The organism is Sphingobium sp. GW456-12-10-14-TSB1 (assembly GCF_059424385.1).
Map to the genome: position 1 here is coordinate 881336 of NZ_JBWKZI010000001.1, position 11624 is coordinate 892959.

General features: G+C 59.0%; 9 protein-coding genes. 6 read left to right on the forward strand and 3 right to left on the reverse strand.

Translation table 11 applies throughout. The annotated features are described in order from the left end of the window. Nucleotides 1-141 precede the first annotated feature (141 nt). Complete coding sequence (locus tag AC07X9_RS04290) at nucleotides 142-1737, forward strand: FAD-dependent oxidoreductase (protein ID WP_086485530.1); 1596 nt, start codon at nucleotides 142-144, stop codon at nucleotides 1735-1737. Between the two features lie 267 nt (nucleotides 1738-2004). Continuing rightward, the gene (locus AC07X9_RS04295) at nucleotides 2005-2625 is read left to right on the forward strand and encodes a glutathione S-transferase family protein (RefSeq protein ID WP_066516482.1); all 621 of its coding nucleotides are present in this window, start codon (nucleotides 2005-2007) and stop codon (nucleotides 2623-2625) included. Nucleotides 2626-2897: 272 nt separating this feature from the next. Here AC07X9_RS04295 and AC07X9_RS04300 read toward each other — a convergent pair whose 3' ends face one another. Then, entirely contained in the window at nucleotides 2898-3494 is a 597-nt protein-coding gene (locus AC07X9_RS04300) for a hypothetical protein (protein WP_254908036.1), read from the reverse strand. A 309-nt stretch (nucleotides 3495-3803) separates the two neighbouring features. On the opposite strand from AC07X9_RS04300, the gene AC07X9_RS04305 reads away from it, so the two are divergent. From AC07X9_RS04305 to AC07X9_RS04320, 4 genes are all read left to right on the forward strand, one after another. Then, complete coding sequence (locus AC07X9_RS04305; protein ID WP_066516484.1) at nucleotides 3804-4319, forward strand: RNA polymerase sigma factor; 516 nt, start codon at nucleotides 3804-3806, stop codon at nucleotides 4317-4319. Between the two features lie 92 nt (nucleotides 4320-4411). Then, nucleotides 4412-5425 (forward strand): FecR family protein, encoded by a 1014-nt coding sequence (locus tag AC07X9_RS04310; RefSeq protein WP_176342100.1) that lies wholly within the window; start codon nucleotides 4412-4414, stop codon nucleotides 5423-5425. A gap of 186 nt (nucleotides 5426-5611) precedes the next feature. Beyond that, nucleotides 5612-8602, forward strand: a complete 2991-nt coding sequence (locus AC07X9_RS04315) for a TonB-dependent receptor (protein ID WP_176342101.1) — start codon at nucleotides 5612-5614, stop codon at nucleotides 8600-8602. A 133-nt stretch (nucleotides 8603-8735) separates the two neighbouring features. Further along, on the forward strand, nucleotides 8736-9317 hold the full coding sequence (locus AC07X9_RS04320; RefSeq protein WP_140159562.1) for a hypothetical protein: 582 nt from the start codon (nucleotides 8736-8738) through the stop codon (nucleotides 9315-9317). 262 nt (nucleotides 9318-9579) lie between these two features. Here AC07X9_RS04320 and AC07X9_RS04325 read toward each other — a convergent pair whose 3' ends face one another. Together AC07X9_RS04325 and AC07X9_RS04330 are read right to left on the reverse strand one after the other, a co-directional pair. Then, complete coding sequence (locus tag AC07X9_RS04325; RefSeq protein WP_020817906.1) at nucleotides 9580-10908, reverse strand: DUF7986 domain-containing protein; 1329 nt, start codon at nucleotides 10906-10908, stop codon at nucleotides 9580-9582. Between the two features lie 26 nt (nucleotides 10909-10934). Continuing rightward, a complete protein-coding gene (locus tag AC07X9_RS04330; protein ID WP_026109404.1) occupies nucleotides 10935-11540 on the reverse strand; it encodes a recombinase family protein in 606 nt (201 codons plus the stop codon). Between the last annotated feature and the right edge of the window lie 84 nt (nucleotides 11541-11624).

Sequence of the window (11624 nt, forward strand, 5' to 3'; positions counted from 1 at the left end):
CCGGCTCTTTGGCCCTACCCTGACGCTTATCTCTCGCCGAAGGAGGCAAACGGTCGATCAATCAATTTATAGAAGATATTGGTTTAAGCACCCATGCATCATCATCTCGACGCAGTCGCGGGCCAGGCGCTGCTCACGTAAGTGTGCGTTGTCGGAGCCGGCGCCGCTGGCATCACATTAGCCCGAAAGCTGCTCGAGTCAGGCATCGACGTCGTGTTGCTGGAAAGCGGCGGTATCGACTTCGACCCCGAGATTGCCGCGCTCAATGAAGGCGAAATCACCGGGCTCGACTATTACGACCTGGAAAATGCGCGGTTGCGCTTCTTTGGTGGGTCAACAGCGATATGGGGCGGCCGCTGCGCGGAACTCGACCCGATCGATTTTGCCAAGAGATCTTGGGTCGAACATAGTGGCTGGCCGGTCAGTTGGGCGCAGATGCAGCCTTATTATCGGCAAGCCAGGGAAATTCTTGGGTTGCGCCCAAGGCATCCTGTCGCATCTGATCTGATCGCGGCGGGCATCGCCATGCCTGATTTCAACCCCGATCGCATTCGCTCCCTGCTTTGGACCTTCGATGAGATACATGGCCGCTTTTCCTTCGATAATTGCCGGGACCTGCGTGACCATCCCCGCTGCCGGATTGTCACGCAGGCGACCGTACAGGAGGTGGTGGCCGCTCCCAGCGCGCGAACTATCGACCATCTGGATGTGCGCAGCCTTTCGGGAAATCGCATCACTGTCCGGGCGCGCCACTATGTGCTTGCGACCGGCGGCATCGAAAATGCCCGGCTGCTGCTGGCATCGCGATCCATCATGCCGATGGGACTGGGTAATGGTCACGACTGGGTCGGCCGTTGCTTCATGGAACATCCTCATGCGCGAGGCGGACGTGTCATCTCGGGAAAGACATGGCTACTGCTGAACGCTTTTGCCAAAAGGCATAGAGTGGAGGGGCAGCCGGTTGCTGCGCTGCTGGCACCGGGCATCGAGCTCCAGAAGGAGCAAGGGCTGCTCAACACCTCGCTGACGATCGCTGGACGTCAGCCGCCTCATGGGCGTGAAAGCTATGCAATGCGGACCTATGGCCGACTGAAGCATGAAATGGCGCCTGACCGCCGTGGCCGCAGACTGTGGATGACGGTCAAGAAAAACGCCCATCGCATCCTGCGTTATTCCGAGCCGGCGCGGCCTTGGGTCCTCAACAAGATGCGGCTGCTCGATGTCGCCCTGCTTGTGCGGGCCGAGCAGGCACCCAATCGGGAAAGCCGGGTCATGCTGTCGAACCTTCGTGATCCGATGGGCGTGCCGATTTCGCGCCTGCATTGGCGCACCAGTGCAATAGACACGCATAGCGTCGCCGGTCTCGTCCATGCGCTCGACGCCGAATTGCGGCGCCTGAATCTGGGCACAGTCGAGGCGGCACCCTGGCTGGAAGGCGAGGACTGGCAATTTGATCCGCTGGTGAGCGCGCATCCGATCGGCGGTTATCATCATATGGGTACCACCCGCATGTCGGATAGCCCGCACGAGGGAGTTACCGACAGCTATGGTCGGGTCCATGGCATCGAAAACCTGTCCATTGCAGGCAGTTCACTCTTCCTGACATCGGGCTGGGCCAATCCGACCCTGACGATTATCGCGCTTGCCTGTCGCACAGCAGCGGCGATCGTGGAGGGCCTCAAGGCCGGCGAGAAGACGCGTTCGGGGATGGTCATAGAGGCTGAGAGAACGCGGTGAGCGGGATTGTCATTCGGATGATTTTATATGATCGATCACCGGGACCGCTGCCCGGATCGCCTTTCAGAAACACCTGCCGACAACGGAGGAGGCACGCTATGAACCTGCCCGGATGATGGCGATCCTCAGAATCTTGATCGGCAGGTCTGCCTCCCCCTAGATGCCGCATCCGTGGTCCCGCTGTGCAAGCAGGTTCGCGGGCTCGTCACGACGCTTGGCGCCTTGCCGAGCCTTGCACAATGACCGTATTTCCAGAGGAGACGACCCATGCTGACCGTTCATCATCTTGGCATATCGCAATCAGACCGGATCGTCTGGCTTTGCGAGGAATTGGCGATACCCTATGACTTGGTCCGCTACGACCGCGATCCCGTCACACGGCTTGCACCTGCCACATATAAGGCGCTGCATCCCGCCGGGACGGCGCCAGTCATTACCGATGACGCCCTTGCACTTTCCGAATCCGGTGCGATCGTCGACTATATCGTAGCCCGCTATGGAAACGGGCGGCTGACCCTGCCGTCGGATCATCCTGACTATGCGCGTTTCCTCTACTGGTGCCATTTCGCCAACGGTTCGCTCATGCCCGCGATGATGATGCTGATGGGTGAGGGAGGAATGGCCCAGGTTATGCGTGATCGCATCGCCCGTTATCTGACGGCGCTCGACACGCATTTCGGCCAGGGTCATAGCTGGCTCGCCGGTGATGTTTTCACGATCGCCGACATCATGATCATGTTTCCGTTGACCACGATGCGGGCGTTTGTTCCCCTTGACCTGTCTCCCTATCCAGACCTTCGGGCTTATTTGAAGCGGGTATCCGGGCGTCCCGGCTTTCAAGCCGCAAAAGCAAAAGCCGATCCCGACCTCGAATTGCCGATCGATTGAAGTCCATGATGGAGCGGGAGCCGACGTATGCTCTCATATCGCTCGTCAAAGGCGATCCCGGGCGCAGTGAAGGCTCGCAGCGCCGGGGGGACCGGAGGGTAGGGGAATAGGGTGGCGATCAAGAGTAAAGGGTGCGCAGCGGCGCCTCAGCGATGGGCTTCGTCCTGTTTTGGGCTCATATGCCCGTTCTGGCGTGCCGACAATGAGTGCGAAGGTTTTTCCTGTTCGTGTCACGACCTTGCGCTGATTGGGCATCCTGAGCGAGATGACCGTTACGGTTTCGATGAACCATTTGCGCTTTTCTCGGAGGCATCCTTTACACCGACCTTGTTCAACAGTTTGCTCCAATCGATCCGGACCAAAAGCACGACGAAGCCGATCATCGCGACCTGCAGCGCTATTCCCATGGGGCTGGAGAACATGGAGGTGAAAAGGTCGTTCATGCTGGTTTCGCGGATGCCCTTCGCGGAATAGGCGTAGATGGAATAGGAAACGAGCCGCCCCGCGAAAAAGGCGAGCGTAAAACCCAGCAAGCGAATGCCTGCAAAACCTGCCGCAGCGAACAGTTGAGCCGAGGGTAACGGCGACAGTGCGAACAGGCCCAGGGCCAGTATCATATTGCGCTGCCTGGCTTCCAGCGCCTGGCGGGCGGCTTCCAGGTTCTGACGATATTTTGCCGGCAAATACCCGCCGAAAAATCGGAAAGCATAGGCCAGCGCCAGTCGCCCGGATGCAGCCGCCAGTGCGCCAATGAGAACCAGAGCGACTACCGGCAGGTCTGTGTTCAGACTGAATAACAGGATGATCGACCATGTTGGCGGACCGAATGCGGGTAGCAGGTTCACGCCCAATATGATGACGAACAGCAAAATGTAATCGTTCAAGTCCGCAGTGAGCCTTCATTTATGCATATGGCACGAGCCCACCGCTATGGATGTCGCGTCCCTTGCGCGCAACCCGTTCGCCTGGGCCACGGTGAGGATATAATGTCATTTTTTAAGAATGAGCGAACTGAGTCCGGGGTTTTTTGGGCCAATCCGCGGCTCTTGAACATCAGTTCGCTCATTCTCGAAAACTGAAGTATCCTCGAGGGTGTACTTCTCTCCCCAATTGCGATTGGATCGCATTAAGAATGATGATAGCGTAACCGAATTTGGCAAGGCGATGAGGGGCCAGGAGTGCCCAACGGAAAGGCTACCCTCAAATTGTTCCTCTCGCATCGCGAGGCCCTTATCCGTTATGCAAAGAGGATAATGGGCGAAACCGCCGACGCGGAAGACATTGTGCAGGAGGCCTGGCTTCGCGCCAGCACTGGAACCGCCAAGCTGCCAGCGCCGGACGCTATTGCCTATCTGCGAATGACGGTGCGCAACCTTGCGCTGAACGGGACGAGGCGCAAGCAGATCGAGGCGCGGATCTTCGATGCGCGCGACGAGATAGAAGCGATTGGCATTGCGTCAGATCAGCCGGACCCGGAAGTGATCGCGATCTCGCGCGACGAATATGCGCGAATTATTTTCGCGCTCCGGGAGATGCCGGAAAAGATGCGGATCGCTGTCGAAATGCATCGGATCGGCGGTAAAAAACTCACAGAGATCGCAGCCTTTCTGGGAATCTCGAAATCGACAGCTCACACGCTGATCCTTGAAGGCATTGAGCGTTGCCGCGCCATAGCGGATCGCATGTCCGCATGAAAATTCGCATTTCATCCGGAAAAATGCCCTGCTCGATTGTTTAATGAATGGGGGAAAGCCATCATGGCGACTGTTCATCACAAAGGGAAACCATGAGCGCCGGGCGCGACACAGGTGAAGACATGGCCGAACGGCGCCGCGCCAACCGCGAGGCGTCAGGATGGGTCATTCTCCTTCAGGAAGATCCTGAAGATCACGCCCTACGCTCCGAGTTCGACGCATGGCTGGATGCAAAGCCGGTTCACCGGGACGCATGGGCCGAAACGCAGCGCATATCGCATGTTGTCCGCACGATGCCTCCGGCCCACGCCCATCGTTGGCGCAGGGTGAAGCCATCCATCCTGCCGTTCCTCGGCCGAAACAACAGGCGGCGAGCCGCGCATATCTTTCTGGGAGCAGCGGTAGCCTGTCTTGCGATCACCGTGGCCCCCGGTGTGCTGCTCGATCTGCGCGCCGATGCCATTGCGGGGACCGGCGAAATGCGATCGGTTGAGCTTGCCGATGGCAGCAAAATGATCCTCGCGCCAGAAAGCGCCGTCGCGTTCGATGTGAGCAGGGGCGGAGAACGCACAGTGCAGCTGCTTCGGGGCAGGGCATGGTTTGATGTCGCGCCCGATCCCGATCATCCATTCCAGGTCGTCACGGACGTTACCACGACCACGGTTCTCGGCACAGCTTTCGAAGTGCGGAAAGGGGCGGGGCATCAGGTGTCGGTGGCCGTTCGGAACGGCCTCGTCCGTGTGGCCTGCGACGACCAGCCAGATCAGACGGAGAGGCTGACCGCCGGCGAAGCACTCGATCTGAGATGTGCGGAGCAGAGCGCCTTCCGGAAGGATGTCGATCCTGCGCGGATCGCGGCCTGGACCGATCATCAGATCATCGTAAGCGACAGGCCAGTGCGCGAAGTGATCGACGCGCTGAGACCCTGGCATAGCGGTTTGATCCTGACCTATGGCACCGGTCTCGACACACGGCGGGTTACCGGCGTTTATGACACGCGCCAGTCGAGAGAAGTGCTGCAGGCCCTCGCCCAGTCGCATGGTTTGACAGTGCGGAACGTCACGCCATGGGTCACGGTCATCACCGCCGATCAGGGCGACGATTAACAGGGATTCGCGCTTTTTTCCGCTTCCTGTGCATTTTTTTTCCGGAAATTCCCGAGCCTCGATTGTTCTTTATAGTAGGGGCATCTGCAATTGATTATCAGTTGCATGAGATGCCGCCGCTAAGGAATGAAAGGGTGGCTCATAGTGCGTTCGGGGGTTTCAAATTCAGATAAAACACAGGGCCGGATGCTGGCGATATCGTTGCTGGCATCGGTTGCGGCGGTGGGCATTATGGCCCCGCATGCAGCGCAGGCCCAGACTGGCGGCGAGGCTGCTACACATGATTTCAACATACCCGCGCGGACGTTGAGCGAAGCATTGGCCGATTTCGGGCGCCAGTCAGGGATGCAGGTAAACGTGGACGCGGACGAGATCCGCGACCGCGCGTCGCCGGGTGTGTCGGGCCGCATGTCGAGCGACCAAGCCTTGAACCGCTTGTTGGCAGGAACTGGCCTGACTTGGAGACTCAATAACGGGTTCGTCACGCTCCAACCAGCACCCCAGACGGCGCAAGCCTCCGGGGATACGCGAAGTACCGTCAATCTGGGCTCGTTGCGTGTGGAAGGCCAGCAATCCGGTGGCAATGGCGGGTTCGGTCGTGACGGGAGCGTCGGCACCGGTGGTGCGGCGGGCGGCGCGGACGAGATTTTCGCGGCCCCACGCGCAGTTAGCGTCGTCACGCGCGAGGAAATGGACCGCACGCCCGCACGCCACGCTGCCGATCTGATCGCGGAAGTTCCCGGCGTTACCAGCGCGGTCAACCGGCTCAATCCGGGGCTCTCGGTCAATATCCGGGGCATGCAGGACTTCGGCCGCGTCAACATGATGATCGACGGTATGCGCCAGAACTTCGTCCAGAACGGCCACCAGGGTCGAAACGGGCAGATGTATGTCGATCCTGAATTACTGACAGCCGTCGCTATAGAGCGAGGACCGCGAAGCAATGTTTACGGGATGGGTGCGATAGCGGGTAGCGTCGATTTCAAGACTATTGGACCAGAAGATATTCTAAACGGCGAGAGCGATCGCATTGGCGCGAGACTGCGCGCTACGACTGGCCTTGGCGGGGAAGGCAATGGAGTCAATTTTCTTGGAAGCGCCGCGATCGCCGGCAGGTTGACCGATAACATCGAGCTAATGGCTGCTTACTCACGGCGCGACATTGGCGATTACGACGTCGGCACCAAAGGTGATGATGGGCTGGCCAATTTCACTTTTACGGGTGCTGATGGGCTGGAGACGATCAGCCGCATCAAATATGCGAGTCAGCTTCAGGAATCCGCGCTCATCAAAGCGCGTTGGACGCTGGGGGACGGCCATGTCGTTCAGCTCAGCTACGTTGGCACCTGGCTCGATTATGAGCATGTGAGTGACACTCGGACTGGTCTGCTGGATGAGAATGGCTCGCCTTGGAAGCGCTTGGGTACATCGAGCATCACGTCAGAGAATTTCGCGTTCGACTATAACTGGAAGCCGGACAGCAACTGGATAAATCTCAGGCTAAAGCTCTATCACGTCAACACGCGCAATCGCAACTATACCACGGCTCGTTACCCCGTCGACGCCACGGCTGCATCGAGAGTCGATCTGGCATGGGCCGGTGGGTTCTGCGAACGAGAAGAGATACCCACAAGTTGGGTTACGCCATGCGGATATGGTTACGGAATGGATCAGCGACTCAGGACGCGCACCTATGGCGTTCAATTAGATAATACATCCCGTTTTGATTTTGGAGGCGGGAATGTCCTGACCGCTAATTATGGCGTCGAGGTCTATCAGGATCGCGCGCATTCATCGGTAATAGTCGATCGCGAAGGCCGACTCATAGATACCTACAACCAATATGGACGTGGCGACACGCTTAATCCACGCGGGCGACGGTCGATGGGCGGCCTGTTCGCTAATTTCGAGGTGAAGAACGATCTTTATACGATCGGCGCGGGCCTACGATATGATCGCTATTGGCTAAAGGGAACGACCCAGATATTGGGCGTAGTAAGCACATATGAAACTCGCTTCCAAAGGCTTCTCAGCAATACATGCAGGGAAAGTGCGGGTACTTATGACGCCGGTACCTGCCAGAACTTAACTGCCGGCGGCGAGGAATGGGCTATCGCCAATCTTGCGAACTATCTTACAAACCGAAGCATTCGGCCACGTTGGCTCGATGTACGTGATTTCTACGATTATCGAGTAGATCGCTCCGAGGGGCGCTTCCTTCCTTCTTTCTCCGGTGCGCTCCGGCCTACGCACTGGCTCGAACTTTATGGTAGCTGGGCTAAGTCCTGGCGGCCGCCTGCCATCAACGAAACACTGATGACCGGCGGCCATCCAGGCGACCCGATCGCCAGCATGTTTGCTAACCCTTACGCCGATCCCGAAAAGACCACGACATGGGAATTGGGCGCAAACATAAATTTCAGCGATGTCTTTAAAGAAAACGACGTGTTCTTCGCCAAGTTCGGATATTTTAACACGCGGGCGAGAGACTATTTATACACTTCAATGCAGAACAACCTTCCTGGGGATAATATCAGCACTCCGACCGGTCTCGGGCGTGTGATGTTCGTCAATAATCGGACGCCCATGCGTTTTCAAGGATTCGAATTGGAGGCTCGCTACGATGCCGGTGTATTTTACGCTGGCGCTGCCGCCACGCTCTACACTGGGAAAAAGAACATCTTTAGCCAAGACCTTTATCCAGTCGGCGTCGGCACAAGCAAGTACGATATCGCCAATGAGGACGGCTCACTGACCGCAGAAGCCCAGATGGCTCTCGATGCTGGCTATCCTACTTGGCAGGCATGGGCAGAGGCCCAGACCTGGGCGACGTTTAATGTTCTGAATAGCGTCGCCGGCGCACTGATAGACAAGGTATCTGTGAATGCAGGTATCAGGCTTTTTAACCGTAAGCTGGATACGGGCTTCCGGTTCATCCACAGCGGCACAGGCGATCTCATCATGTGGAGCGATGAGACCTCCGCCATGCGTGACATGTGGCCGAGCTATTCAACGCTCGATTGGTACGGAAGCTACATATTTAACGAACGCGTCCGCTTCTTTGCGTCAGTCGAGAACCTCACCAATCAACGGTATATTGATGGCAAGAGCGATTATATTGCGATGGTCGCTGCCCCCGGACGCACGATTACAGGGGGAATCCAGATGAAATTCTGATGACGCTGCAATCGGCGTCTCACACCAGACATGCGGGCAATGCCCGCATGGGAGATGGATAAACCGTCTCCGAACGCCGTGCCGGAGCATTTTCTGCGGCACATTCCTGAAGTAAAAATGCAGGAGAATGAAAATGACCGTATCGATTATTCTTGAAGATGTGAACAACTTCCCTGGAATTCTGACCGCCTCCAGTTCGCTCGGAACGGTTCTGGATGCCGTGGAAGAAGCTGGCATGGCGGGATCGCACCCTGACACGACGGGTGACTTTACGGGAACGATCACGGCGTCGAATGTTTATGGCGTCGCGAACTATGGTTCGACCTACACCTATGGCAACGAGACGCTGGGGTATGCCGTCGAGATCACCGGCAACATCTTCTATTACAACCTCTGGGTGGATGGGGTTATCTCCGGTGCAACGAACCATACAGTTTATGGTGAGATCACCGGCATCACCATCTCAAACAGTCTCGCGGACTTCGACGATGATGCTCTTCTGAGCTTCACGTTCTCGCCAGGGGATCTGACAAGTGACCTGCTGGATGGCCAGAATACCGATGTCCATAACATCATCTGGGACCTGATGAATGGCTCGACTGACGCGCTCCAGTCGGTTCTCGTGAATAACTACAACATCGATCTGACTGACTCGGTTGCCGATTTGGTCGCCAATTCGCCGTTCAGCGAGGAAGTGCTGCTGCTCGCCGCCTGAACCCCCAACAGGCGCGAACATGGGAGGGATGGCGGTTTCGCCCGCCATCCCGACTGTGCCTTTCCCGAAAGAGCCCGATGCAAAAGACCGAGACCTTCGATGAAATTCGCGCAGCGGTCCTGAGCCTGCGTGGCAGCATCCGCGCCATCGCGGCATTCAGCGCGACGGCAAATTTGCTGATGCTCGCACCCGCGCTCTACATGGCCTCTGTGCATTGTAGGGACACGGATTCACGGTAGGCATCGACGTCAGGGGTAGCGAACTATTTGCGCAGGTTCTCGATGCCAAGTTCGCGCCATATCCAAGTGAAGTCGTAGGTGGCCATCGGGTCGTTCGCGTCGAGTTGGCTGCTGCTGCGGTTTTCGAGATGCTTGAGCCACCCGGCTACTCGGTGCCGGCCTGCGGCAGTTTGAACGGCTGCGCGCGGGGTGATGTCGCCGAGCATGCCGACGGGTTCATCGAGCGTCGCGCGGTACTGACGGTCGAGCATGGCATGGATGAGCGGGGTTGCAACCTCTGGCGCAATGGCGGGTGCCGGTTCGGATGATGTCAGCCCCTCGGCCCGCGCCGCCATGGCCTGTTCGACCGTCTCAATCGTGGTCAGCGGCGAGCCGACCAACCCGGCGAGCGCATCGTTGATAAGCGCGGTGCCGCGTTTCGCTCGCTCGGCCGAGGTGACGGCGAGCATCAGGGCGCGGCCTTTCAATTCGACATTGCCGAGCACCGGGGTGCCGTCCGCCATCGTCACACCCCACGCCATGCGCCCGGTGCTTTTCGCTTTTCCGTTCGGTTTCTCGCCCAGCCAGTTCCAAAAGTGCGTGGTTTCCCGCTGAAGCGCAGGGACAGTATCAAGCCGCTCGCCGACCAGCGCCTGGGTCACGCCGCGTGCGAAGGGAAAGCGCACGCGGTGGAACATCACCTCCTCGCCATCAATGTTGTGCAGCGTGGGGATGGGCGCCGGTCCCATGGTCTTGGGAACGACATCGAACAGCCATGCCGTGCTGATGAGGGCCGGAAGTGCAGCCAGATCGTCGGCGTCTAGGTTCAACGCGGTGCGCGGGCTGCGCTTGCCCTTCGAGCGCCGTAGATCGGCGACGAGCGCCTCGGCCGCCTCCATCGTGAACGACAGCACGCCGCCCGACAGGAGGTGCTTGCCTCCGACCTGCACGACGCGGGCACCGATCCTGTCCCATTGCTTCAGCGTCTGCGAGGCGCTGCGCTCGGATACTCGAAGCGGCTCGCCGCCCCGGATCAGGTCGCGCACGAGGAAGCCGCTGCCGGGCTCGACCTCGCTGACCTCGTGGAGGCTCATCACTGACGATCGAAGGGCACGCAGGTAGATTTTGGTCGGGCCGCTCTCATTCCAGCCCCGGCGCCGAATATAGTCATCGACGATGTTCCGGTCGGGTTGGATGGTGCGCGTCAGCAGATCCTCGAACGCGCATCCCCACAACACGCCGGCCCAATGATCGCCGACGATGTCCGCCAGCTCGTCCGCTTCGAAGTCGAACTCCTCCATCGCCAGCCCGAGATGATCGCCGAGCGCCTCGCCCAGATGCTCGCCCCAGGCCGGCGAGGTGGCGAACTTCATGACGCCGGACAGATCGTGACCACGCTTCATGCCTGTTCCCTCTGCTGCTGACTGAATTGCTGGCGGTGCGCGGCGACGATGCGCGAGACGGTGGGTTCACTGACGCCGTAGAGCCGCGCCATCTCGGCACCGGACTTGCGGCCGGACGTGACGGACTCGGCGATTTCGCGGCGCTGCTTGTCGCCGAGCTTGGGCCGACGCCCGCCGATCCGTCCTTCTGCGCGAGCCTGGGCAAGGCCGGCGCTGGTACGCTCGCGGATCATGGCCCGCTCGAACTCGGCGAAGCTTCCCACCATCTGCATCATCATCCGCCCTGCCGCGGTGGTGGTGTCGATCGCCTCGGTCAGTGAGCGGAAGCCCGCGCCTGCCAGCTCGATCCGCTCCATGATGTGCAGCATATCCTTTAGGCTGCGCGACAGCCGGTCAAGCTTCCAGACGACGACGACGTCTCCGTCGCGCAACTGGCCGATCATCTCCAGAAGCTTGGGTCGGTCCCACCGCCCACCGCTGGCGGTCTCCTCGAACACCCGCTTGCAGCCGGCCGCATCGAGCGCGCGCCGCTGCGCGGCGTTCGACTGGTCGTCGCCCTTCGACACGCGGGCATAACCGATCAGATAGGGTTCGCGCGTCATCTGCGTCTCTTTCACAAACGGCCGTATCTGGAGGCGGAAACAGCATGCACCAATTTCCGCAGCCTTGGGTCTTTCACAATCCTC

Excerpts from the sequence above, each read along its gene's own strand:
- AC07X9_RS04295 (WP_066516482.1), top strand. The coding sequence starts at position 2,005 with ATGCTGACCGTTCATCATCTTGGCATATCGCAATCAGACCGGATCGTC.
- AC07X9_RS04315 (WP_176342101.1), top strand. The coding sequence starts at position 5,612 with ATGCTGGCGATATCGTTGCTGGCATCGGTTGCGGCGGTGGGCATTATG.
- AC07X9_RS04330 (WP_026109404.1), bottom strand. The coding sequence starts at position 11,540 with ATGACGCGCGAACCCTATCTGATCGGTTATGCCCGCGTGTCGAAGGGC.
- AC07X9_RS04310 (WP_176342100.1), top strand. The coding sequence starts at position 4,412 with ATGAGCGCCGGGCGCGACACAGGTGAAGACATGGCCGAACGGCGCCGC.
- AC07X9_RS04325 (WP_020817906.1), bottom strand. The coding sequence starts at position 10,908 with ATGAAGTTCGCCACCTCGCCGGCCTGGGGCGAGCATCTGGGCGAGGCG.
- AC07X9_RS04320 (WP_140159562.1), top strand. The coding sequence starts at position 8,736 with ATGACCGTATCGATTATTCTTGAAGATGTGAACAACTTCCCTGGAATT.